Below are 21,163 nucleotides of genomic sequence, written 5' to 3'. Positions count from 1 at the left end.
GAGGGAACGAACCATGCGGCTATCCCGCATCATCATGGCGCTCACGGTCGGTCTGGCCGTGGTGGCCGTGCCGGCTGCGGCGGGGGCGGCGCAACCGCAGCCGCAGCCGTCGCCAACAGTCACCGATCCGCCCCAGCCACCGCCGTATCCGCCGGTGCTGGCGTCGCTGACGGTGAACCGACCCACCATCTTCCTCGGTGAGACGGTCATCCTGACCGGCCGCAACTTCGGGCCGAACGAGACGGTCGACATCGTCGTCTCGGTGTCGCCGCTGGCCGCACCGGCCGCCGGTACGGCACGGCGCAGCGACGGCAGCACGGTCGCCATGGCGCCGGTGGCCTTCCAGGCCAGCGCGCCGCTGAGCTTCACCGCCCGGACCAACTCCGAAGGGGTCTTCACCCGGCGGTACACGCCGTCGGTGACCGGCCTGCTCACCTTCACCGCGACCGGTCGGGAGTCCGGCCGTACCGCCTCGACCCAGTTGCGGGTGCTGCACAAGAAGAAGCCGCACCTGCCGGTCACCGGCAGCAGCCTGGACACGCCGATGAAGGTCGGCGGCGGGCTCGTCGCCGCCGGTGCCGTCCTGCTGCTCGGCACGCTGGCCTGGCGGCGGCGCAACCGCTTCGGTGCGGGTGGCGCGAACTGATCCACGATTCCGGGCAGGGCCCGGAGAACGAAGGTACCGGTGCCCGCCGCTCCCTCCGACGGGCACCGGTACCTGTCTGCCCGCCCTAGACCACGCCGTGCGCCAGCATCGCCTCGGCGACCCGGCGGAACCCGTTGATGTTCGCCCCGGCCACGTAGTCGCCCGGCAGGCCGTACTCCTCCGCCGTCGCCCAGCACCGGGCGTGGATGTCCCGCATCGTCTCTCGTAATCGCTGCTCCGACTTCGCGAAGGTCCACGTCTCCCGGCTGGCGTTCTGCTGCATCTCCAGGGCGCTGACCGCCACGCCACCGGCGTTGGCCGCCTTACCGGGAGCGAAGCGCACGCCGGCCCGACCGAGGATGCGCACCGCCTCGGGGGTGGTCGGCATGTTCGCCCCCTCCACCACCACCGCGCAGCCACCGGCGACCAACTGGGCGGCCTCCGCGCCGCCGATCTCGTTCTGGGTCGCGCACGGCAGGGCCAGGTCGCACGGCACCTCCCAGGGGGTACGGCCGGCGACGCTTACCGCGTGCGGCACGTCCAGCACGTAGTCCGCCAACCGGCCGCGCCGCCGCTCTTTCAGCTCCCGCAACACGTCGAGGTCGACGCCCTTCTCGTCGAGCAGGTAGCCGGTCGAGTCGGAGCAGGCGACCACCGTCCCGCCGAGCTGGTGGACCTTCTCGATGGCGTGGATGGCCACGTTGCCGGAACCGGAGACCACCACCCGCTTGCCGTCCAGACCATCCCCGGTCTGCCGCAGCATCTCCTCGGCGAAGAACACCGCGCCGTAGCCGGTGGCCTCGGTACGCGCCTGCGCGCCGCCGTACGACAGGCCCTTGCCGGTCAGCACACCCGACTCGTACCGGTTGGTGATCCGCTTGTACTGGCCGAACAGGTAGCCGATCTCCCGGCTGCCCACCCCGATGTCACCGGCCGGCACGTCCGTCTGCGCCCCGATGTGCCGGTGCAACTCGGTCATGAAGCTCTGGCAGAAGCGCATCACCTCGCGGTCCGAGCACCCCTTGGGATCGAAGTCCGCGCCGCCCTTGCCGGCGCCGATCGGCAGCCCGGTCAGCGCGTTCTTGAAGATCTGCTCGAAGCCGAGGAACTTGACGATGCCCAGGTACACCGTGGGATGGAAGCGCAGCCCACCCTTGAACGGGCCGAGCGCGCTGTTGAACTCGACCCGGAAGCCCCGGTTCACCCGGATCCGACCTGCGTCGTCCTCCCAGGGCACCCGGAAGATGATCTGCCGTTCCGGTTCGCAGATCCGCTCGATGATCCGGGCCCGCGTGTACTCCGGGTGCCGGGCCAGCGCCGGCCCGATGCTCTCCAACACCTCCCGTACGGCCTGGTGGAACTCGGGCTCACCCGGGTTGCGGGCGACCACACTGGCGAACACCGACTCGACCGTCTCCGGCATCACCGACACGTCCCTTCCGGTTCAGGCCCGGCGCCGTTGCCGGACCTCGGCGGCGTCGCGCCGACCGTCCTTCGATACGGTTCGTCACCGCCGCCCGGTTCACCGACGGTCCCGGACCAGCTCAGGTGCCGGTGCGATACGCGGTCGACTGATCCGACCCGCCTCCTGGCGCGTACCCCTCGGTAGGGGACCGTGAAAGGGGAGACCGATGGCCGGATCGGTGCAGGGCGGACAGGATCAGACACAATCCGGGCGAGCCCCGGCACCATCGATCGAGATCGAGGTGTTCCCGGCGACGCCCACCGAGGTCGGAGGCACACCACCGGATCGGCAGGTCTGGTCGCCGGCCGCCCGGCTGCTGGTCGCCGCTGCGGTGCTGGTGCTGGGCCTGGGCGCGGTTGCCGTCGTGGTGATCCTCTCCGACCCGCACCGGCTCGGCCGGGTCTTCTCCGGCGGAACGGACTCGGTGGCCAGCGCGACCGCCGCGCCGGACGACGCCAGCGGACTGGGCGGTGCCGCCCGGGCCGCGCGGGAGAGCCCCGAGGAGGTACGGACCGCGCCGCTGCACGATCGACGGCGGGCCAGCTTCGAGTTGGTCGACGGGCTGGACCGGGTGGATCTGCGGGTCACCGAGCTGGGGGAGGAGCTGTACCGCGTGGTCAGCCCCGCCGCGTCCGGCTCGCGGGCACGTCCCGAACTGGTAGGCGATCGGGTGTCGCTGCGGATGGAGCGAACCGGCGAGCAGCCGGGCGTGGTCGAGGTGCTGCTGAACGCCCGGGTGTCCTGGGACCTGCGGCTCACCGGTGGGGCCGCCGAGCGACGGATGGACCTCAGCGCCGCCCGGCTGTCCGGACTGGAACTGGTGGGTGGCGCGACCCGGACCGACCTTCGGCTGCCCCACGTCGACGGGCTGCTCGTGGTGCGGGTCACCGGTGGGGTCAACCAGTTCGACGTCACGGTCACCGACGGCGTGCCGGTGCGCGTCCGGACTGGCTCCGGCGCCGGTGCCGTCGATCTGTACGGCGAGCGCCGCGACGGCCTCGCCCCGGGTACGGTGCTCGGCTCACCGGGCTGGGACCGGGCCCCCGAACGGATTTTCCTGGACCTGGTGGCCGGTGCCAACGTGGTGACCGTACGCGGCGGCTGAGCCCCGTGCGGGGGCAGCCGCTCGCCGACCGCCGGGCGGGCGGCCGGGGCGGGCGTAGAGTCGGACCGTGGAGCGTGCCGAAGCGATGCCTGCCGAGACCCGTCCGCCCGGTGTGGCGACGGTAGATCCAGGCAGCGTGCTGCTGCCCGGCCACGATGTGCCGCTGGGCCGCTACACCACGGTGCGTCGGCTGCTGCCGCAACGCACCCGTCGACTGGTCGGGGCGTGGTGCTTCGTCGACCATTTCGGCCCCGACGATGTGGCCCAACGGCCCGGCATGGAGGTGCCGCCGCATCCGCACACCGGTCTGCAGACGGTGACCTGGCTGCTCGACGGCGAGATCCTGCACCGCGACAGCCTCGGTAACCAGCAGCCGATCCGTCCCGGCCAACTCAACGTGATGACCTCGGGTCACGGCATCGCCCACTCCGAACGCTCACCGGCGGAGCACCCGCCCCTGATGCACGGGGTGCAGTTGTGGGTGGCGTTGCCGGACGAGGCCCGAGCCGCAGGGGCCGACTTCGCCCACCACGCCGAGCTGCCCCGGTGGCGCGACGGGGATCTCGACGTCACCCTGCTGGTCGGGGAACTCGCCGGAGAACGCTCGCCGGCCCGGGTGCACACCCCGCTGCTCGGCGCGCAACTGGAACTGGCCGGATCGGCGGTGGCCGGGCTGTCGCTGCGGCGTGACTTCGAGTACGCGCTGCTGGCCCTCGACGGCGCTGGCGAGGTCGACGGGCTGCCGCTGGCGCCCGGGGCGTTGCTCTGGCTCGGCGCCGGGCGGGACGTGCTGCGCCTCGGCGGTGAGCCGGGTAGCCGGTTCATGCTGCTCGGTGGCATACCGTTCGAGGAGCCGCTGGTGATGTGGTGGAACTTCGTCGGCCGTGACCACGACGAGATCGTCGCCGCCCGGGAGGACTGGATGGCCGGGCGGCGTTTCGGGGTCGTGGCCGACGACCCGGACCCGCCGCTGCCGGCACCGGCGCTGCCCACCGTCCGGCTCAAGGCCCGCGACCGTTCCGGTGGCTTCCACGCCTAGGCGAGGTCAGTCAGGCGGGATGATCCAGGTCGCGCACCAAGGGGGCGAGCAGCCGGTCGACGGACATGCGGGCGACGAGCCCGTTGCGGAGGCGGGCGAGCGTGCTCGACGAGGTGAAGAGCGCCCGGGCGAAGTGGCGTGACTGCCGCTGCGCCCGCTCGACGCGCCCCTTCCGCCGCCGCTCGTAGCGGCGGAGGGCGAAGGGCACGTGGCCGGCGTCGCAGCGGCTGAGTTCGTCGGCCAGCGCCGCCGCCGACTCCAGCGCCATCGAGGCACCCATTCCGGCGGTCGGCAGAAAGGCGGCTGCGGCGTCCCCCACCAGCGCCACCCGGTCGCGTACCCATCGGGTGGAGCGCACGTCGGTCATGGGCCACAGCCAACGTTCGTCGTCTGAGCCGGGCAGCAGACGGTCGGCGGGCAGGCCCGCTCCGGTGAGAGTCCGGCGCAGCCATGGCCTGGCCTGCTGACCACGGACGGTATCCGAGGGGCCGCCGACGATCAGGCAACTCCGACCCCGGCACGGGTAGCACCCGACGAAGCTGCCGGCTCCCCAGAACTCCAGCGTCTCACCGGCGTCGCCCGGGTGGTCCGCCGCCTCGGTCCACCACGTGGCGCAGGTCCATCCCGTGTCATGCCGGGGCTGGGGTCCGAGGAGCGCGGTGCGCACCGCGGAACCGATGCCGTCGGCACCCACCAACAGGTCGGCCTCGATGATGGTTCCGCCGTCGAGATGAGCATCGACGCCGGTGTGGTGCTGCTCCAGGGCCACGACGCGACCTGTCCGGTGCTCGACGTGGTCGCAGGCCGTGGCCAGCATCTCAACGAGGTCGCTGCGCGGCACGGTGCCCAGATATCCGTGGCGGGCGATGCCGGCAGGTGGCCCGGAGGTGGTGAGCAGGGCACCGGACCCCGACCGCGCCGTGTAGCGCCGCATCGGAAGGCCGCGCTCGACCAGCCGGTCGTGGACGCCGACCGCATGCAGCACCCGGGTTCCGTGTGGCCACAGGGCGAGTGCGAAGCCGTCGTCGCTGCCGTGGCCGGGGTCGACCACGGTGATCTGGTGGCCACGGGGACGCAGCAGCGCCGCGAGTGTCAGGCCAGCGACACCCCCGCCGGCGATCAGCACCTTCACGACGCCTCCAGCTGACGTCCCGCTTCCACGCCGATGTCAGCCAGAAGAGCGTCCAGGGTGCCGATGACAGCGGTCAGCCGCCAGGAGGTGACGAAGTCGAACGCGTGCTGGCCGCCGGGCAGTTCGACGTGGACCACCGGCTGCGACGACTCGGCCCGCAGCTTGTCCGCCAGGGCGCGCGCCGTGGCGGCGGAGGTTTGGTTGTCGAGACTTCCGTGCGCGATCAGGAAGGCCGGTGCGTCGGATGCCGGCAGCGCGAACGGGGTCGACGTGACCACCTCGTCGGTGCTGCGGCCGTAGTACCGGCCGTAGTAGCCGTAGAGGCAGACCGCTGCGGCAGGGCGCTCGTCGGGCGTCGCGCGCAGCGCGTAGAGAGAGGTCAGATGAGCGCCCGCGGAGCTGCCCGCCATCACCACCGTCGTCGCGTCCGCGCCGTACTCTCCCGCGTGCGTGCGCGCCCAGGCCATCGCGGCCTCCGCGTCGGCAAGGTGCTCCTCGAAGCCCGCCCCGGGGCGGAGTCGGTACGTCGCGCTCATGCACACCCAGCCGCGCGCGGCGAGGTGATGCAGCAGGCCACGACCTTCCCAGTTCTTGCTTCCCGAGAAGTAGCCGCCGCCGTGGAAGTAGACCAGCACCGGGCCACCCGTGGGCCGGTCGCGGCGTCGCAGCACGTCGAGGCGCTGGCGCCGGTGGTCGCCGTAGCGCAGGTTGCGTAGTCGCTGCACGGAACGCGGTCGGATCGGAAGCGGGGTGAGGGCGGTACGCCACCGGCTCTGTCGCGGCGGTGCGCGGTCTATTCCGGCCGCACGGAGTGCGGCATCAGCGACGGAGCTCGAACGGGTGGCCCGGCTGGTCAACGCGACAAGCATCACCGCGGTCGCGGCCGCGCCCGCCAGCAGGACGCCCGACAACACGTCGCGGCGCAGGTCCCCGCTCCAGACGGCCGCGGCGGTCGAGACCGCGAGCAGCGTCAGTACCAGGTGAGGCACCTCGTTCACGACCATCCCGGCCAGGAAGGCGGCCCGCGCCAGCGGCCGTGGTCGCGTGGGTGGGCTGAACGCTGCGGTGGTGGCCAGGCCGAGTACGAGGACGTGCACCACGTAGTCGTTCGGCATGGAATCCTCCTCTACAGGTGTCGAGGAGTGCTACTCTACACCTGTAGAGCTGGGAGGGAAGCCCATGGCGACCGAACGCCGGACGGTGATCGCGGACGCGGCGATCACCACGCTGGCCACGGCCGGTGGACGTGGACTCACGCACCGAGCCGTCGACAGGGAGGCGAGGCTTCCGCTCGGCTCGACCTCCTACTACTTCCGCACCCGCGCGGACCTGCTCCGGGCGGCCGTCGACCGGCTGGCCGAACTGGACGAGGCGGCCCTCGCTCCCGCAACCGGCGGGACGCTCGCCGCAGACCTCGCCCGAGTGGCCGAACAGCTGCTCAGCGCCGACCGGGAGCGGCTCCTCGCCCGCTACGAGCTCGCGCTCGAATCCGTACGGCGGCCCGAGCTGCGCGAGGTCCTGGCGGCCGGCACGCACCGGGTGCGTGGTGCCATCGAGCAGCGGCTGACCGAGCAGGGCGTCGTGGCAGCACGCGATGTGGCCAAGGCCGCGCTCGCGCTCGTCGACGGTCTGCTCTTCGCCGAACTCACCGCGGCCGAGGGGCAGCAACGCGGCCGCGCCGAGCTGGAAGCTACCCTGGCGAGGCTCGTGGGCGCCGAGTGACCCAAGCCGGCCGGAACCCCGAGGACCACCGATCCGACAGTTGAGCGTCCTGTGATGGAGGGCCTCTTGCGCCGACTCACCTACTACGTGGCGACCACCCTCGACGGCTTCATCGCCGGCCCGGACGGCGGGGACCCGAGCGGCCAGAGCTACTTCCCGGTCCCCGCCGACCTGATCGACTACATGGTGACCAACTTCCCGGAGACGTTGCCCGCGCCCGCCCGTGCCGCGTTGGGCGTCGAGGGGCCGGGAAAGGTCTTCGACACGGTGCTCGAAGGTCGGGCGTCCTATCAGCTCGGCCTGGACGCCGGGCTCGACGACGCCTATCCGCACCTGCGTCACCTGGTGTTCTCCACCACCCTGCGGGCAACGCCGGGCAACGCCGTCGAGCTGGTCCGCACCGACGCCCTCGACCGAGTCCGCAGCCTCAAGCAGGACGGCAGCGAGCTGGACATCTGGCTGGTCGGCGGCGGTACGTTGGCCCACAGCCTGCTGCCCGAGATCGACCGGCTCATCATCAAGCAGCACCCGTCCGTGATCGGCTCGGGCATCCCGATGTTCGCCGGTCCCTTCCAGCCCACCTTGTTCACCCACGTGGACGCCGCCGTGCTGGGCTCAGGGGTACGCGTACTGACGTTGGATCGCAGCTGAGGTTCGTGTCCGGGCGGCCGGGACACCCGGCCTACTCGTGCGGGGCGCGGGTAACAGCCGCTCATGCCCACCACGGTTGCCACGATCGAGGACAGGAAGCGGTTGGCGCGTCGGCTCGCCGGTAGCGGCCGGGGCTTCGCCGAGCAGTACGGATTCCGGGTCACAAACAACCCGTCCAGCCTGTTCCAGGTGCTCTGCCTGTCCATGCTGCTCGCCCGCCGGGGAGATTTCCGGCGGGCCGTCGACGGCGCGCACGCGCTGTCCGACGCGGGCTGGGACAGCGCCGCCCGGCTGTCCGGCGCGTCACACCCGGATCGGGTCAGGGCGCTGCGCGACAGCGGCCAGCGCGGCGACGTCGACGCGCTGGCCGACCTGCTGGGCCGGCTGGCCCGCACGGTCGTCGAACGGTACCGGGGCGACCTAAGGCGGCTGCGGTCGGCGGCGCACCGCGACCCGGCCCGTGAGCGGGCCCTGCTCACCGCCCTTCCGGGGGTCGACGAGCAGGTCGCGGACCTGTTCCTGCGCGAGGTGCAGGCGCTGTGGGGCGAGGTCGCGCCGGTGGCCGACCGGCGCGCGCTGACGGCGGCGCGGCGACTCGGCTTGGGCCGCTCCGCCGAGGATCTCGCCGGGCTGGCCGGCGGCCGCGAGTCGGAGCGGCTCGCTTGGCTGGTCGGTGCGCTCGCGCGGGTCGACCTGGAGGGGCGCTACGCCGAGCTGACAGAATGAGGCCCTTCGTCGGTACCCGCTGTCCGTTCGGCTGATGGCGTGCGGTAAGCTGACCGCAGTAAAACGCAGCCACCCGGTTCGGGTGGCTGTCGGCCGCCTGGTGGCCGCGACCCGGTTCGGGTGCGCCGTCGCCAGGGCAGGCGGTTACGCAGGGGCGCCCCCGGCAGCGGTTCGCTGCCGGGGCGCCTCCCTGTCTACCGGCGAGTCGAGACGCGGCGGGCAGGCCTAGATGCCGCGCAGGTGCTGTGATACCCGCTGGTGCCGCTTGTCGCGTCCCTGCGCGCCACGCTGCGCGTCGGTGATCTCGGGGGCCGCGTCGATGCCGGCCGACCGGGCCACCTGGTTGCCGTTGGCGTAATCCACCGGAGGAAGGGCGCGCAGGGCCTGGAGCACGTCCGGCGGCGCCCCTTCCCGCTCGGCCTCGCGTACCACCTCGTCCTTCCCGGCGGGGTAGTCCAGGCTCGACAGGTACTGCAGGACGTCGGCGTAACTCGCCATGATGTCGGCTCCTCCCGGGCATTCGGTCCGGCCACAACCGGGCGCGGATACCCGACCCGGGGCCGCTCACGCGCCGAGGCCGACGGAAAAGCAGTCGCCGTTTCCATACCGAGCGGGTGGGTAAGCGCCGGCCGGAGGGGGTACGCGATGAACTACGACACGTTCGTCGACCAGGTCGCCCAGCGCACCGCCACGTCATCGTCGCGGGCGGTGGAGCTGATTCGGGCGACGCTGGAGACGCTGGCCGAGCGGCTGACCGGCGGCGAGGTGCTGGACCTGGCCGTGCAGCTGCCCGCTCCGCTGCGGCTGCCGATGCGCCCGACACCGGACATCGAGGCGGCGGAGCGCTTCGGCGCCGCCGAGTTCGTCGCCCGGGTCGCGCTCCGCGCCGGGGTGGGGGAGCCGGCCGCCCGGGACGCGGTCCGCGCGGTCTTCACCACCCTTCGGGAGGCGGTGACCGGTGGCGAGTTCGACGAACTGGTGGTCCAGTTGCCCCGCGACTACCGCGACATGGTCGAGCCCGCCCTGGCGCCCGGCGCCACGTTGCGGCGCGGCTGACTGGCCGTCGGTGCGGACACCGCACTAGCCGACAGCCCCGCTGGCGCGCAGCCGGCTGATCCGGTCCCGGTCGAAGCCTGCCTCGCCGAGAATCTCGTCGGTGTGTTCGCCCGGCCACGGCGGCGGCCGGCGGATCGCGGCCGGGGTGGCGGAGAACCGGGGTGCCGGCGCCGGTTGGACGACCCCGTCGCTGAGCACGAACGTCTTCCGGGCGGCCAGGTGCGGGTGTTCCGGGGCTTCACGCCAGTCCAGCACCGGCGCGGCGCAGGCGTCGGAGGCGGTGAGCAGCGCGGCCCACTCGTCGCGGGTACGGGTGCGGAACAGGCGCGCCCAGGCGGCCCGCAGCGCCGGCCAGTTCGCCGGGTCGGTGCGGTCGATCGGCTCGTCCGGCGGCAGTGGGAAACCGGTGAGCCGCACCAACTCGTCGTAGAAGCGCGGCTCCAGCGCCCCGACGGCGAGGTACCGCCCGTCGGCGCACTCGTACGTGTCGTAGAAGGGCGCACCCCCGTCGAGCAGATTGACCCCGCGCGGGTTTCGCCACATGCCGAGCTGGTGCAGGGCGTGGATCTGGGTGCTGAGCACCGCGACCCCGTCCACGATGGCCGCGTCGACCACCTGGCCGGTGGCACCCCCGCGCACCGCGTACAGCGCGGAGACGACACCCAGGGCGAGCATCATTCCGCCGCCGCCGAAGTCGCCGAGCAGGTTCATCGGCGGCACCGGAGGCTCACCGGCCCGTCCGATGCCGTGTAACGCACCGGTCAGCGCCAGGTAGTCGATGTCGTGCCCGGCGTACGGGGCGTTCGGGCCGTCCTGGCCCCAGCCGGTCATCCGGCCGTAGACCAGCCCCGGGTTGACCGCGTGGCAGTCGGCCGGCCCGACGCCGAGCCGTTCGGTGACGCCGGGCCGGAACCCCTCGACGAGGGCGTCCGCGTCGCGGACCAGGGCCAGTACCACCTCGCGCCCGTCGGCGGATTTCAGGTCCACCCCGATCGAGCGGCGCCCCCGGTTGAGCAGATCGGGGTGCGGGGTGCCGAAGGCCGTGGCATCCACCTCGGTGACCCGGTCGACCCGGATCACGTCGGCGCCGAGGTCAGCCAGCATCATGGCGGCGAACGGCCCGGGGCCGATACCGGCCAGCTCCACCACGCGTACGCCGGACAGTGGGCCGGTCGCCAGGTCTGCGGTCACCGGGTCACGATAGGCGCTCACCTCGCGTTCGGCCGGCCGCCCGCCGTGAGCGAAGCCACCGGGCCCGACAACGCCCCGCCTGGCGGGCGGAATTCGGCTGTCCTAACCTTGTCAGCACGAGGGGAGTACTTCCCACGAACCATGCCGGTCAGTACGGCGCGCCCGGAGCGCGCCTCGGGTGGTTGCCCACGAAACGTGGGTGAAGGAGACCTCGAACATGACACGGTGTTCGAGGAGGCCCCATGTCCGATTTGTCTGTCGCGGCTGGTCTGCAGTCGGTGGGCACGCCCTCGCTGTGGGCGATCACCATCCTTGGCGTGCTCGCCCTGCTGACGCTGGACTTCCTGGTGACCCGGCGTCCGCACGAGGTGTCGCTCAAGGAGGCACTCGGCTGGACCGCCTTCTACATAGCCCTGCCGCTGGCTTTCGGTGCCTGGGTCTGGCACCGCTACGGCTCCGAGCGTGGCTTCGAGTACCTCACCGGATACCTGGTCGAGAAGTCGCTGTCGGTCGACAACCTCTTCGTCTTCATGCTGCTGTTGGCCGCCTTCGCAGTGCCCAGCGAACTCGCCCAGCGGGTGCTGCTGTTCGGCATCACCGGAGCGCTGGTCCTGCGTGGTGTCTTCATCGCCCTAGGCGCGGCGGCCCTGCAAACCCTGGACTTCGCCTTTCTGATCTTCGCGTTGATCCTGCTGTTCACCGCCGCCAAGCTGCTCCGCGACGCGTTCACCGGGCACGAGCAGACGGTGGACATCGGCACCATGCGCTCGGTGCGACTGCTGCGCCGGTTCATGCCGGTGGTCCACGAGTACCACGGCACCAAGATGACCGTCCGGGTCGACGGGCGTCGGGCGCTCACCCCGCTCGCGCTGGTGGTGGTTGCGGTGTTCGCCACCGACGTGGTCTTCGCCGTCGACTCGGTGCCGGCGGTGTACGGCATCACCGAGGACCCGTACCTCGTCTTCGCCACCAACGCCTTCGCCCTGCTGGGCCTGCGGGCGCTGTACTTCGTGCTGCACGCGGCGCTGAGCCGGCTGGTCCACCTCACCTACGGCCTGGCGATCATCCTGGCCTTCATCGGCATCAAGCTCGGCCTGCACTGGGCGCACGGCGTCTGGGAGGGCGTCCCGGAGATCCCCACCGTGGCCTCGCTGCTGGTCATCGTCGGCGTGCTGACCGTGGTCACGATCACCAGCCTGCGGGCGACCCGGAACGTGGTGCCGGGGGCCAAGGAAGTCGTCACCGAGCGGAAGTGAGCGTCCACGGGAACGGGTGGCCGACTCCGTGCCTGTCGAACCCGCCCCCGGCGGTGCTCGCCGTGGTAGGACTGAGCGGTGGGTATCGTCACACCGGGCTTCCAGGGTCGGCCGCGCGCCGAAGCTCCGGATCTGCCTCCCGGCCAGTACCTGACGCCTGACTTTCCCGTGCTCTCCGCGGGCCCGACCCCACGGGTGCCCCGTGACCAGTGGGAATTCGTGATCAGCTCCGAGACCGGTACGGAGTACCGGTGGAGCTGGGACGAGATGATGGCGCTGCCGCAGGAGACGCCGACCGTCGACATCCACTGCGTCACCCGGTGGTCCAAGCTCGGCACCACCTGGCGCGGCGTCTCGCTGGACACGCTGCTCGACGGCGTGGACACCGCCGCCGACTACGCCCTCGCGCACTCCTACGGCGGCTACACCACAAACCTCCCACTGGAGGACCTGCGCGACGGGCAGGCCTGGCTGGTGCACACCTACGACGGAGACGACCTGCCGGCCGAGCACGGCGGGCCGGCGCGGCTGCTCGTGCCGCACCTCTACTTCTGGAAGTCCGCCAAGTGGGTGCGGGGCATTCATCTCACCGTCGAGGACACCCCGGGTTTCTGGGAGACCGCCGGCTACCACGACTACGGCGACCCGTGGCGTGAGCAGCGGTACCAGGGCGATTGAGCGGCCGGATGAGCTGGCGGGCGGCCCGGTTGGTGGCACACCGGACCGAGACGCCGACGGCGCGGACCCTGGTGCTGGAGGTACCCGGTTGGCCGGCCCACCTGCCTGGCCAGCATGTCGACATCCGGCTCACCGCGCCGGACGGGTACCAGGCCGCCCGGTCGTACTCGCTCGCCGCCCCCGCCGACGGTGACCGGATCGAGGTGTCCGTCCAGCGGGTGTCCGACGGCGAGGTGTCGCCGTTCCTGGTGGACGCCTACCGCGAGGGTGACCCGGTCGAGGTCCGCGGCCCGATCGGCGGCTGGTTCGTCTGGCGGCCACAGCAGACCGAACCGGTGCTGCTGGTCGCCGGGGGATCGGGGGTGGTGCCGCTCATGGCCATGATCCGCGGCCGGCGGGCGGCCGGCAGCAGGGCACCGTTCCGGCTGATCTACTCCGTCCGCACCCCCGAGGACGCCTTCTACACCGACGAGCTGCGGCGACGGGTACGCGACGACGCCGGCCTGGACGTGGCGTACGTGTACACCCGGCAGGCGCCCGAGGGCTGGCGCGGCGAGCCGCACCGGCTCGGCCTCGCCGATGTCAACACCCATGGCTGGCCGCCGGAGCTGGAGCCGTTGGTGTACGTGTGCGGGCCCACCGCTTTCGTGGAGACCGTCTCCGACCTGCTCGTCGGGCTGGGCCACCCGGCGCGGCGGGTACGCACCGAACGTTTCGGCCCGACCGGTTGAGAGGAGACCGCGGATGACCGCGCTGCCCTACGTGGACGGCAACATGCTCGACGGTCCGTTGGGGGAGGTGTTCGCGGTCGACCTGAGCAGCGCCACCGCCCGGTGCGCCAACTGTGGCACCCCCGGTCCGGTGGCCGGGCTGCGGGTCTACTCGCACGCGCCCGGCCTGGTGGGTCGCTGCCCCACCTGCGTCGAGGTGATGCTGCGGCTGGTCCGCGCGCCCGACCGTGCCTGGCTCGACCTGCGCGGCGCCACCTTCCTGCAGTTCCCGATGCCACCCGACCGACCACGCTGAGGTCCTCGCGACTGTCGTGGGGACGTTTGCCGGCGCGCACGACGGGAACCGGGCCGAAATGACGAAGCCTCGTGTGGTGATCGTGGGGGCCGGGTTCGCCGGGTACCACGCGGCGAAGACGTTGAGCCGGTTGGCCCGCGACCGAGCCGAGATCGTCCTGCTGAATTCGACGGATTACTTCCTGTACCTGCCGCTGCTGCCGGAGGTGGCGGCGGGGGTGGTGGAGCCGGGCCGGATCGCGGTGCCGCTGGCCGGCACCCTGGACGGCGTACGGGTGGTCATCGGCGAGGCCGACAGCGTCGACCTGCAGAACCGGTGGGTCGGCTTCACCCAGCCGGAGGGCGACCGCAATCGGCTGGCGTACGACCGCCTGGTCCTCTCCGTCGGCAGCGTGAACAAGCTGCTACCCATTCCCGGCGTGACCGAGTACGCGCACGGCTTCCGCGGTCTGCCTGAGGCGCTCTACCTGCACGATCACGTGGTCCGGCAGATCGAGCTGGCCGAGCAGGCAGAGGATCCGGCGGAGCAGCAGGCACGCGCCACCTTCGTGGTGGTGGGTGCCGGATACACCGGTACCGAGGTGGCCGCGCACGGCATCCTGTTCACCGACGAACTGGCCGCCCAGCACCCCCGGCTCAAGATCCGGCCGAGGTGGCTGCTGCTGGACGTCGCCCCACGCGTGCTGCCGGAGTTGGACCGGCGGATGTCGGTCACCGCCGACAAGGTGCTGCGGCGGCGCGGGGTCGACGTACGGATGGGTACCTCGGTGGCGGTCGCCACCTCCGACGGGGTCAAGCTCACCGACGGCGAGTACGTCCCCACCTGCTCGCTGGTCTGGTGCGTCGGCGTGCGCCCCGACCCGTTCGTGGCGGAACTGGGCCTGCGGACCGAGAAGGGGCGGTTGGTCGTCGACGAGTACCTCAACGTCCCCGGGTTCCCCGAGGTGTACGCCTGCGGCGACGCCGCCGCGGTGCCCGACCTGACCCGGCCCGGTGAGATCTGCACGATGACCGCTCAGCACGCGCAGCGGCAGGGCAAACTGGCCGCGCACAACATCGCCGCCTCGTACGGGCAGGGACGCCGCCGGCCGTACAAGCACCACGACCTCGGTTGGGTGGTCGACCTGGGCGGCAAGCAGGCCGCGGCGAATCCGCTGAAGGTGCCGCTGTCCGGTCTGCCCGCCAAGGCGGTCACCCGGGGCTACCACCTGCTTGCGATGCCCGGCAACCGGGCCAGGGTGAGCGCGGACTGGTTCCTCGACGCCGCACTACAGCGGTCGGCGGCACAGCTCGGACTGATCTCCGCCACCGCCGTACCGCTGGAGAGTGCGTCGCCCGAGATGCCGGCGCGGGCCCGCTGACCACGGGCCCGTCGGCACGGAGGCTCGTGCGGTCGTGGGCGCGGACCCCGCGACCGCACAGCTGATTTCCGGCTCAGCCGGCGGCCATTCCGGCCCCCGCCTCGTCGATGGCGTCATCGACCGTGTGCGCCAGGTCGATGTCCATCGCGGTCACCGCCCCGGCGTTGCTTGAGGTCACGGTCAGCACGGCGGTCGTCGGGTCGGCGCGGCCGATCCGTGGCCCACGGCCGGTCTGCTGGCGCAGCAGATCGAGCCGGTCCAACACCCGGTCCAGGTTGCCCGGCGGCAATTCCAGGGTCCGGGACAGCGCGGTGCCGTCACCCGACCAGTAGGGCAGGTCGGCCAGGGCCGCGCGCAGCTCGGCCGGCGACAGCGGCGGCAGCGCGCTGACCGGACCGACCACGCCGCCGCCGGCCGACGGCTGCGCCAGCAACTGCCGCAGCTCATCCGGTACGTGCAGCGACTCGATCAGGTCACCGTCGTGCTCGGCGAGTGCGGCGAGGGTCGCCTCGGCCTGGTAGCGCGCCTGCTCCGGGCTTCGACCGCTGATCCGACCCACCTCGGAGAGGAAGCCGCTCAGGTCCTGGCGTCGCTCGATGCCGTCCACCGGGACCACGTCGTGCAGTGAGGCGGGCACCGCCTCCAGCAACCGGCGGCGTTCGCCGGCCTCCAGGGCCCAGGCCAGCACGAGCACCGTCGACTCGACCCCGACCTTGGCGGTGCGGAAGTCGACCCCGGCGCGACGGACGACGTCCTCGACCAGGTCGCGGTAGCCCATGGTGGTGATCCCCGGTGCCTGCACACCTGGCTCCGGCCGGGGCCGAGGGGCCTCCGGCAAACCGGCTGGCGGGGGAGCGGGACCGCCCCGCGTGGTGTCCGGTTTGCGGCCGCCGGCCGGTGCCGGGCCGGCCCGCTTGTTCTGGTCGAGGTGGGTGAGTTGTTTGGACGCGCTCAGGCTGGCGCCGGTGTCGGCGGCTCGCATGCCGCGTTCCCGGGCCTGGCGGGCCAGTGCCCGACGGCGCTGGTTGTCGCCCTCCATCTGCTTACGCATGGTGCACACCTCGCTTCCGCTGGTGTTCGCTGGCTTCGTCGATGGCCTTCCCGGCCGTCGCCGGTGCGAAACGATCGGGCCGGGGTCGGGCCGGGTGCCGGTCGCCGACGCCGGTGAGGCTTCATCCGGCCGGGGTGAGGGCCGGTCACCCGGGCGGGGCTGACGATCGTGGTGGACCGGAGATCTTCCGAGGCACGGCGGAAGGGAAGGTCGTGATGAAGCGGATAGTCGAGATCGTCCCCGCTCGACCCGGTTGGTACGCCCGGTGGCGGCTGGCACCCGAGCGCACCCGCTGTTACCCGGTGAGCCTGTGGGCGCTGTTGGAAGACGCCGACGGCGGTGGTCGCGAGGTGATCGGCGTCGACTGCGCCGGCCAGTGGCCCGGGGCGCAGGACGACGGAACAGGTGCGGAGTTCGTCCGCTATCTGTTTAAAACTCCGGATTCCGGTCCACCGGAGGACGCGGAGCCGACCATGGAGCCCCACCGTACGGGTCGGTATCCGATCCCGGCCTCCTGAGCCATCCTCCGGCCCCCGACCCCTGGTCCCAGGGTCGGGGGCCACCCCTTCTGGTGGCCCGAGTGGATCAGCCGGCCGCCTGCACGTCGTCCCCGGCGGCCAGGGGAAGCTTCAGCAGCTCGGCGAGGCCGGTGCGGTCCAGCAGTTGGCGCAGCGTGGGGTTGACGCCGGTCAGCCGCAGTGGCGCGGAGCCACCCCGATAGGCCACCACGAGCGCGCTCAACCCGGACGAGTCACACAGCCCGACCCCGCTGAGGTCGATGACGAACTGCTGGTAGCCGTCGCGCCGCAGGGCGGCCACGACGTCGATGAGTTCCGGCGAACTGTCGAAGTCGAGGTCGCCGGTCAGCCGCAACTCGGCCCGCCCCGCGTCGTGCCGGTCGACCTCGATGACCAACAGCTGTGCCGACATGACTCCATGCTCCCAGTACGCCGGCCAGGCGCAAGTCGCGGGGTGTAGAAGTTTGCCGACAGCCGCTACGCGGTGACCGGAGACTGATCGTCCGGCTCGGTGCCGGCCGGTTCTCGGGCCAGCAGGCTGGTCACCCCCGTCATGCCGAGGATGGTCTCGAGGAACCGGGGGACCGCCCGCAGCCGCAGTCGGACGCCCCGCTGCTGGCCCTCGCGCCAGGCGTGCACGATGACGCTGAGCCCGGTGCTGTCGATGAACTGCAGGCCGCCGAAGTCGAGCACCAGCGTTCTGGGGTCGGTGCTCATCCACCGGTCGATCTCGGCCCGCAGCGGCGCGGCGGTGGTGTAGGCGAGATCACCGACGACCTTGATCACGGGCGCGTCAGGATCGGACCGGTCGACGGACATGCTGAGCGGCGGCGTCTCGGGTCTGCGACCGTGGGACAGCAACGATCACGCCTTCCGCGGATGGCGGGCGGGTAGGGGCGGTTGGGATCGTAACAACCACTGAGCTGGCCCGCCGGTCGGGCGGCCGTCGGTGCCCGGCGGACGGTTGCCCGGGTGGCGGCACCGGCAGACCCGCGTAGGCTGGGTGTCAGGACGTGACCATGCATGCCGCTCGAAGCGGCTGCGGATCCGACAAGGAGCGAGGCTAAAGCTGGTGACAGGTGCCGACGTCAGGGACCTCGACCCCGGCGACGGACGGTCTTCCACGCCGAGCGCCGCCCGGGTCCCCGCCTGGCGTCAGACCACCTCTCGGTCGGTCGCCGCGCTGCCCGCCCTGGAGCCGGCGCAGGGTCAGCCCGCCCTCGACTGGCCGGAGGTCGCCGAGCATCTGCGTGAAGGCGTGGTGGTGTGCGGTCCGGACGGGACCGTACGGCACGTCAGCCCGGTCGCGCAGCGTCTGCTGCCCGAGGTGGTCGTCGGCGGGACGCTCGCGGCCGTCGAGCAGTTGGCCTCGCTCGATCCACACCTGCGTCATCACGGCAGGTGGCTGCGGGTACGCCGAGTCCCGCTCTCCGCCGGGCGTAGCTGCTGGTACGTCGAGGATGTCAGCGACCGCGAGAGGCGCTCCGAGGAACTGGCCGCCGAGCGGTCCAGGTCGGCGTTCCTGACGACGGTCGGCGACAAGCTGGGCAACCCGCTACACCCGGACCGGGCCGCCGCGGCGGTGGTCCGCCTGGCCGTGCCCACCCTCGCCGAGGTGGCGGTGCTGGTGCTGGCGCCACGGTCCGGACGGGCCCGCTGGTGGCGGGCCAGCCGGGCCGGAGACGAGACACCCACCGTCGATCGCGGGGTGATCGCCGCCACGGCGCTCCCGCCGGCGATCGCCGAGAGTCTGCGGGGTAACCACCCGCACGCCGTCGACTGGCTGGTCGAGCAGGTCGTCGAGGCGGGCTGGCTGCCCGGTGTCTCCGCCACCGAGGTGGCTGCCCGGCTGGTGTCGTTGCCGGGCCGGGACGCGCCTGCGGGGGTGCTGCTCGTCGCGCGGGGGACGGGCGGCTGGTACGGCGAGGACGACCTCGACCTGGTTCGGGCCTTCGCCGCCCGGGCCGGTGCGGCGTTGACCACCGCGCTGCTCTACCGCGAACAGGCGGAGGTGGCCGACATGTTGCAGGCCAGCCTGCTGCCTGTCGAGCCCGCTGCGGCGCCAGGGGTGGAGTGGGGCACGGCGTACCGTCCCGCCCAGGCCGGCCTACGCATCGGTGGCGACTTCTACGGTTCCCACCGGCTGCCCGACGGCGGCTCGGTGTTCTTCCTCGGCGACGTCTCCGGCAAGGGAGTCGAGGCGGCGGTCTTCACCGGGCAGCTGCGTCAGTGCCTGCACGCGCTGCACCGGGTCGAGCAGCAACCGGCCAAGCTGCTGCGGCTGCTCAACGACGCGCTGCTGGAGACGACCCTGGCGCACGGTCAGGGCCGGTTCGCCACCATGGTGCTGGGAGTGGTCCGTCCGCACCGCGACGGTGGCCTGGGGTTGACGCTGGCCGGCGGCGGGCACCTGCCGCCGTTGGTGCTGCGTTCCTCCGGCGAGGTCGAGCAGCTGCCGTTGAACGGCATGCTCATCGGCGTGGTGCCGGATCCGCGCATCGGACAGGTCTCCACGCGGCTCGCCCCCGGCGAAACATGCCTGCTCTACAGCGACGGAGTCACCGAGGCGCGCGGCGGCCGGCGGGGCGAGGAACTGCTCGGCACCGATCGCCTCGTGCAGGCGCTCACCGGGTGCCACCGGATGCCGGCACCGGCGCTGGCGGAGCGGATCGAACAGGTGACCTGCGACTGGTTGGCGCAGCGTGACCACGACGACATCGCGGTTCTCGCGCTGCGCGCTACCGGCGTCGCCAATCGCCCCCAACGGCATCTGCACGCGGTGCCGACCGTGACCGGGCCGGATCCGGAGGGGGCGACGACCCGGTGACCGCCGCGACGAGAGACACCTCGCTCGACGCCGTCTACCCGGACTACCTGCACTGTCTCGCCGAGGCCGACGAGCACGCCGCCGTCGAGGTGGCGCGCGGGCTGCTCGACGCCGGCGTGGCGGCCGAACGCGTGCTGCTGGATCTGGTCGCTCCGGCGCAGGCCGAGGTGGGCGAGCGTTGGGCGCGCAACGAGTGGAGCGTGGCCCAGGAGCACGCGGCGACGCACATCAGCGACCGGGTGGTGGCGGCCGTCGCCGCGTACGCCGACGTGCGGCCGACCCGTGCCCGGATCGTGGTGGCCTGCATGGACGGCGAGTGGCACGCGTTGCCGGCGCGACTGGTCGCCGAGGTACTGCGGCTGCGCGGTTGGCAGGTCACCTTCCTGGGGGCCAGCGTCCCCGCCGCGCACCTGGTGTCGTACCTGCACCGGCACGACGCGTACGCGGTGGCGTTGGCCTCCGCGTTGCCGATGCGGCTACCGCACGCGCACCGGATGGTCGAGGTGTGCCGGCGTTCGGACGTGCCCGTGCTGGTCGGTGGTCGGGGCTTCGGTGTGGACGGCCGGTGGGCTCGGCGGCTCGGCGTGCCCTGGGCCGCCAGCGCCCCGGCCGCCGCCGACCTGCTCGGCGACGAACGAGCCCTGCGTGCGGCCGCGCCGGCCGACCTGGCGCACCTGGCCGACGACGAGTACGCCAGCCTGGTGAACCGGCGTGGTGAGTTGATCGACAGCGCGCTGGCCGACCTGGCGCAGCGGTTCCCGGCCATTCGCGACCACAGCCCGGCCCAGTTGGATTCGACGGTCAGCGACCTCGGATACATCCTGGATTTCCTGGCCGCCGCCCTCTACGTCGACGACGGCTCGCTGTTCACCGAGTTCGTCGAGTGGTTGGTGACCATCCTGGACAGTCGTAGCGTGCCGGCCGCGACGGTGGAAGCGTCGCTGGCCCACTACGGCGGGGTGCTGCACGATTTTCCCCGGGCGGTGGACTTTCTCCAGCGGGGGCGCGGGGCGCTGCCGGTTGCCGACCGGCGAGCGGCCTGACCGCGAGGTGAGCTGCCGCCCGCAAGGGCCCCTATACTTGTCGCGCAGCAAACATCTGTGCTGACCATAGCGGGCCAGGCCGGGGGTGCTGGAGGTACGGCCGCGACTTCGCGGACCCGGCGGTCGCCGACCGTCCGGCGATGGGCTAGATTTCCGCCAGCGCGGGGCCGGTAGGCCCCGTCCTGGCCGACCTGAGGCAGGTAGAGATGGGCGCACGCACCCTCGCTCCGGTTCGCATTCTCGTGGTGGACGACGACCCGGGCGACGTGCTCATGATCGAGGAGGCCCTGGCCACCTCGGACGTCGAGAAGGTGATCGACGTGGTCGCCGACGGTCAGGAGGCGATGGAGTTCCTCCGTCGCGAGGGCCGGCACGGCGACGCCCAACGCCCGGACGTGATCCTGCTCGACCTCAACATGCCCCGGATGGACGGGCGTCAGGTGCTGGGCGAGGTGAAGGGCGACGAGGACCTGCGGACGATCCCGATCGTCGTGCTTACCACCTCGAACGCGGACACCGACATCATCAGCAGCTACACGCTCCAAGCCAACGCCTACGTCACCAAGCCGATCGACCTGGACGACTTCAACGACGTGGTGCACCGGATCGACGAGTTCTTCGGTCGGGTGGTCGTGCTGCCCAAGCGGGGCTGACCCGCCGTTACCGGCGGG

The 21,163-nt window shown here is 72.1% G+C and carries 24 protein-coding genes; 16 read left to right on the top strand and 8 right to left on the bottom strand.

All coding sequences use genetic code 11. The features are described from left to right. Window positions 1–13 precede the first annotated feature (13 nt). Window positions 14–646 carry a hypothetical protein gene (locus Vse01_RS02745; protein ID WP_093402713.1) on the top strand — a complete coding sequence of 211 codons (633 nt, stop codon included), beginning with the start codon at window positions 14–16 and terminating at the stop codon, window positions 644–646. Between the two features lie 85 nt (window positions 647–731). Here the strand turns inward: Vse01_RS02745 and gdhA are convergent, their stop codons facing one another. Then, entirely contained in the window at window positions 732–2,069 is a 1,338-nt protein-coding gene (gdhA, locus tag Vse01_RS02740; protein ID WP_093402825.1) for an NADP-specific glutamate dehydrogenase, read from the bottom strand. Window positions 2,070–2,277: 208 nt separating this feature from the next. Between gdhA and Vse01_RS02735 the strand changes: the two genes are divergently transcribed. Together Vse01_RS02735 and Vse01_RS02730 are read left to right on the top strand one after the other, a co-directional pair. Then, window positions 2,278–3,216, top strand: a complete 939-nt coding sequence (locus Vse01_RS02735) for a hypothetical protein (protein ID WP_232511136.1) — start codon at window positions 2,278–2,280, stop codon at window positions 3,214–3,216. A gap of 85 nt (window positions 3,217–3,301) precedes the next feature. Continuing rightward, the gene (locus tag Vse01_RS02730) at window positions 3,302–4,255 is read left to right on the top strand and encodes a pirin family protein (protein WP_373870623.1); all 954 of its coding nucleotides are present in this window, start codon (window positions 3,302–3,304) and stop codon (window positions 4,253–4,255) included. 10 nt (window positions 4,256–4,265) lie between these two features. On the opposite strand, the gene Vse01_RS02725 is transcribed toward Vse01_RS02730, so the two are convergent. Both Vse01_RS02725 and Vse01_RS02720 read right to left on the bottom strand, forming a co-directional pair. Beyond that, a complete protein-coding gene (locus Vse01_RS02725) occupies window positions 4,266–5,387 on the bottom strand; it encodes an FAD-dependent oxidoreductase (protein ID WP_093402715.1) in 1,122 nt (373 codons plus the stop codon). Then, window positions 5,384–6,502, bottom strand: coding sequence for an alpha/beta hydrolase (locus Vse01_RS02720; protein WP_093402716.1), 1,119 nt, complete (start codon window positions 6,500–6,502; stop codon window positions 5,384–5,386). Before Vse01_RS02720 ends, Vse01_RS02725 begins: the two co-directional genes overlap by 4 nt. A gap of 64 nt (window positions 6,503–6,566) precedes the next feature. On the opposite strand from Vse01_RS02720, the gene Vse01_RS02715 reads away from it, so the two are divergent. The 3 genes from Vse01_RS02715 (at window position 6,567) to Vse01_RS02705 (ending at window position 8,486) form a co-directional block, all read left to right on the top strand. Further along, window positions 6,567–7,109 (top strand): TetR/AcrR family transcriptional regulator, encoded by a 543-nt coding sequence (locus Vse01_RS02715; RefSeq protein ID WP_093402717.1) that lies wholly within the window; start codon window positions 6,567–6,569, stop codon window positions 7,107–7,109. Window positions 7,110–7,163: 54 nt separating this feature from the next. Continuing rightward, complete coding sequence (locus Vse01_RS02710; RefSeq protein ID WP_232511137.1) at window positions 7,164–7,760, top strand: dihydrofolate reductase family protein; 597 nt, start codon at window positions 7,164–7,166, stop codon at window positions 7,758–7,760. A gap of 63 nt (window positions 7,761–7,823) precedes the next feature. Then, window positions 7,824–8,486: a hypothetical protein gene (locus Vse01_RS02705; RefSeq protein WP_093402718.1), complete on the top strand. Its 663-nt coding sequence runs from the start codon at window positions 7,824–7,826 to the stop codon at window positions 8,484–8,486. A gap of 225 nt (window positions 8,487–8,711) precedes the next feature. Here Vse01_RS02705 and Vse01_RS02700 read toward each other — a convergent pair whose 3' ends face one another. Next, complete coding sequence (locus Vse01_RS02700; RefSeq protein ID WP_093402719.1) at window positions 8,712–8,984, bottom strand: DUF2795 domain-containing protein; 273 nt, start codon at window positions 8,982–8,984, stop codon at window positions 8,712–8,714. A 147-nt stretch (window positions 8,985–9,131) separates the two neighbouring features. Here Vse01_RS02700 and Vse01_RS02695 point away from each other — a divergent pair, with 147 nt between their 5' ends. Beyond that, window positions 9,132–9,542, top strand: a complete 411-nt coding sequence (locus Vse01_RS02695) for a DUF2267 domain-containing protein (RefSeq protein WP_093402720.1) — start codon at window positions 9,132–9,134, stop codon at window positions 9,540–9,542. A 24-nt stretch (window positions 9,543–9,566) separates the two neighbouring features. On the opposite strand, the gene Vse01_RS02690 is transcribed toward Vse01_RS02695, so the two are convergent. Then, window positions 9,567–10,733, bottom strand: a complete 1,167-nt coding sequence (locus Vse01_RS02690; RefSeq protein ID WP_093402828.1) for a CaiB/BaiF CoA transferase family protein — start codon at window positions 10,731–10,733, stop codon at window positions 9,567–9,569. 242 nt (window positions 10,734–10,975) lie between these two features. Here Vse01_RS02690 and Vse01_RS02685 point away from each other — a divergent pair, with 242 nt between their 5' ends. From Vse01_RS02685 to Vse01_RS02665, 5 genes are all read left to right on the top strand, one after another. Continuing rightward, a complete protein-coding gene (locus tag Vse01_RS02685) occupies window positions 10,976–11,989 on the top strand; it encodes a TerC/Alx family metal homeostasis membrane protein (RefSeq protein WP_093402721.1) in 1,014 nt (337 codons plus the stop codon). 78 nt (window positions 11,990–12,067) lie between these two features. Then, entirely contained in the window at window positions 12,068–12,667 is a 600-nt protein-coding gene (locus tag Vse01_RS02680) for a sulfite oxidase-like oxidoreductase (protein ID WP_093402722.1), read from the top strand. 8 nt (window positions 12,668–12,675) lie between these two features. After that, window positions 12,676–13,398 (top strand): ferredoxin reductase, encoded by a 723-nt coding sequence (locus Vse01_RS02675; RefSeq protein ID WP_093402723.1) that lies wholly within the window; start codon window positions 12,676–12,678, stop codon window positions 13,396–13,398. Window positions 13,399–13,411: 13 nt separating this feature from the next. Beyond that, a complete protein-coding gene (locus tag Vse01_RS02670; protein WP_093402724.1) occupies window positions 13,412–13,693 on the top strand; it encodes a DUF6510 family protein in 282 nt (93 codons plus the stop codon). A gap of 58 nt (window positions 13,694–13,751) precedes the next feature. Next, entirely contained in the window at window positions 13,752–15,053 is a 1,302-nt protein-coding gene (locus Vse01_RS02665) for an NAD(P)/FAD-dependent oxidoreductase (protein WP_093402829.1), read from the top strand. A 73-nt stretch (window positions 15,054–15,126) separates the two neighbouring features. On the opposite strand, the gene Vse01_RS02660 is transcribed toward Vse01_RS02665, so the two are convergent. Then, window positions 15,127–16,104, bottom strand: a complete 978-nt coding sequence (locus Vse01_RS02660; RefSeq protein ID WP_093402830.1) for a DUF2267 domain-containing protein — start codon at window positions 16,102–16,104, stop codon at window positions 15,127–15,129. A gap of 215 nt (window positions 16,105–16,319) precedes the next feature. Between Vse01_RS02660 and Vse01_RS02655 the strand changes: the two genes are divergently transcribed. Then, window positions 16,320–16,622, top strand: a complete 303-nt coding sequence (locus tag Vse01_RS02655) for a hypothetical protein (RefSeq protein WP_093402831.1) — start codon at window positions 16,320–16,322, stop codon at window positions 16,620–16,622. Window positions 16,623–16,689: 67 nt separating this feature from the next. Here the strand turns inward: Vse01_RS02655 and Vse01_RS02650 are convergent, their stop codons facing one another. Both Vse01_RS02650 and Vse01_RS02645 read right to left on the bottom strand, forming a co-directional pair. Beyond that, window positions 16,690–17,034 carry an STAS domain-containing protein gene (locus tag Vse01_RS02650; protein ID WP_204019231.1) on the bottom strand — a complete coding sequence of 115 codons (345 nt, stop codon included), beginning with the start codon at window positions 17,032–17,034 and terminating at the stop codon, window positions 16,690–16,692. Between the two features lie 65 nt (window positions 17,035–17,099). Then, a complete protein-coding gene (locus tag Vse01_RS02645; protein ID WP_093402726.1) occupies window positions 17,100–17,441 on the bottom strand; it encodes an STAS domain-containing protein in 342 nt (113 codons plus the stop codon). A 253-nt stretch (window positions 17,442–17,694) separates the two neighbouring features. Here Vse01_RS02645 and Vse01_RS02640 point away from each other — a divergent pair, with 253 nt between their 5' ends. The 3 genes from Vse01_RS02640 to Vse01_RS02630 all read left to right on the top strand — a co-directional run bounded on the left by Vse01_RS02640 (window position 17,695) and on the right by Vse01_RS02630 (window position 21,145). Continuing rightward, window positions 17,695–19,449 carry a PP2C family protein-serine/threonine phosphatase gene (locus Vse01_RS02640; RefSeq protein WP_093402727.1) on the top strand — a complete coding sequence of 585 codons (1,755 nt, stop codon included), beginning with the start codon at window positions 17,695–17,697 and terminating at the stop codon, window positions 19,447–19,449. Then, window positions 19,446–20,492, top strand: coding sequence for a cobalamin B12-binding domain-containing protein (locus Vse01_RS02635; protein ID WP_093402728.1), 1,047 nt, complete (start codon window positions 19,446–19,448; stop codon window positions 20,490–20,492). The genes Vse01_RS02640 and Vse01_RS02635 overlap by 4 nt, the downstream gene beginning before the upstream one ends. A 206-nt stretch (window positions 20,493–20,698) precedes the next feature. Continuing rightward, the gene (locus tag Vse01_RS02630; protein WP_093402729.1) at window positions 20,699–21,145 is read left to right on the top strand and encodes a response regulator; all 447 of its coding nucleotides are present in this window, start codon (window positions 20,699–20,701) and stop codon (window positions 21,143–21,145) included. Window positions 21,146–21,163: the final 18 nt, after the last annotated feature.

Origin of the sequence: Micromonospora sediminimaris, assembly GCF_016863575.1 — a bacterium.
In the GTDB taxonomy this organism is placed as follows: domain Bacteria; phylum Actinomycetota; class Actinomycetes; order Mycobacteriales; family Micromonosporaceae; genus Micromonospora; species Micromonospora sediminimaris.
The sequence above is the reverse complement of the archived record's forward strand: the minus strand, read 5'-3'. Positions and strand labels throughout refer to the sequence as shown.

Excerpts from the sequence above, each read along its gene's own strand:
- Vse01_RS02650 (WP_204019231.1), bottom strand. The coding sequence starts at position 17,034 with ATGTCGGCACAGCTGTTGGTCATCGAGGTCGACCGGCACGACGCGGGG.
- Vse01_RS02705 (WP_093402718.1), top strand. The coding sequence starts at position 7,824 with ATGCCCACCACGGTTGCCACGATCGAGGACAGGAAGCGGTTGGCGCGT.
- gdhA (WP_093402825.1), bottom strand. The coding sequence starts at position 2,069 with ATGCCGGAGACGGTCGAGTCGGTGTTCGCCAGTGTGGTCGCCCGCAAC.
- Vse01_RS02695 (WP_093402720.1), top strand. The coding sequence starts at position 9,132 with ATGAACTACGACACGTTCGTCGACCAGGTCGCCCAGCGCACCGCCACG.
- Vse01_RS02675 (WP_093402723.1), top strand. The coding sequence starts at position 12,676 with ATGAGCTGGCGGGCGGCCCGGTTGGTGGCACACCGGACCGAGACGCCG.
- Vse01_RS02735 (WP_232511136.1), top strand. The coding sequence starts at position 2,278 with ATGGCCGGATCGGTGCAGGGCGGACAGGATCAGACACAATCCGGGCGA.
- Vse01_RS02645 (WP_093402726.1), bottom strand. The coding sequence starts at position 17,441 with ATGTCCGTCGACCGGTCCGATCCTGACGCGCCCGTGATCAAGGTCGTC.
- Vse01_RS02710 (WP_232511137.1), top strand. The coding sequence starts at position 7,164 with ATGGAGGGCCTCTTGCGCCGACTCACCTACTACGTGGCGACCACCCTC.
- Vse01_RS02700 (WP_093402719.1), bottom strand. The coding sequence starts at position 8,984 with ATGGCGAGTTACGCCGACGTCCTGCAGTACCTGTCGAGCCTGGACTAC.
- Vse01_RS02630 (WP_093402729.1), top strand. The coding sequence starts at position 20,699 with ATGGGCGCACGCACCCTCGCTCCGGTTCGCATTCTCGTGGTGGACGAC.
- Vse01_RS02715 (WP_093402717.1), top strand. The coding sequence starts at position 6,567 with ATGGCGACCGAACGCCGGACGGTGATCGCGGACGCGGCGATCACCACG.
- Vse01_RS02720 (WP_093402716.1), bottom strand. The coding sequence starts at position 6,502 with ATGCCGAACGACTACGTGGTGCACGTCCTCGTACTCGGCCTGGCCACC.
- Vse01_RS02660 (WP_093402830.1), bottom strand. The coding sequence starts at position 16,104 with ATGCGTAAGCAGATGGAGGGCGACAACCAGCGCCGTCGGGCACTGGCC.
- Vse01_RS02730 (WP_373870623.1), top strand. The coding sequence starts at position 3,302 with ATGCCTGCCGAGACCCGTCCGCCCGGTGTGGCGACGGTAGATCCAGGC.
- Vse01_RS02670 (WP_093402724.1), top strand. The coding sequence starts at position 13,412 with ATGACCGCGCTGCCCTACGTGGACGGCAACATGCTCGACGGTCCGTTG.
- Vse01_RS02745 (WP_093402713.1), top strand. The coding sequence starts at position 14 with ATGCGGCTATCCCGCATCATCATGGCGCTCACGGTCGGTCTGGCCGTG.
- Vse01_RS02665 (WP_093402829.1), top strand. The coding sequence starts at position 13,752 with ATGACGAAGCCTCGTGTGGTGATCGTGGGGGCCGGGTTCGCCGGGTAC.
- Vse01_RS02685 (WP_093402721.1), top strand. The coding sequence starts at position 10,976 with ATGTCCGATTTGTCTGTCGCGGCTGGTCTGCAGTCGGTGGGCACGCCC.
- Vse01_RS02655 (WP_093402831.1), top strand. The coding sequence starts at position 16,320 with ATGAAGCGGATAGTCGAGATCGTCCCCGCTCGACCCGGTTGGTACGCC.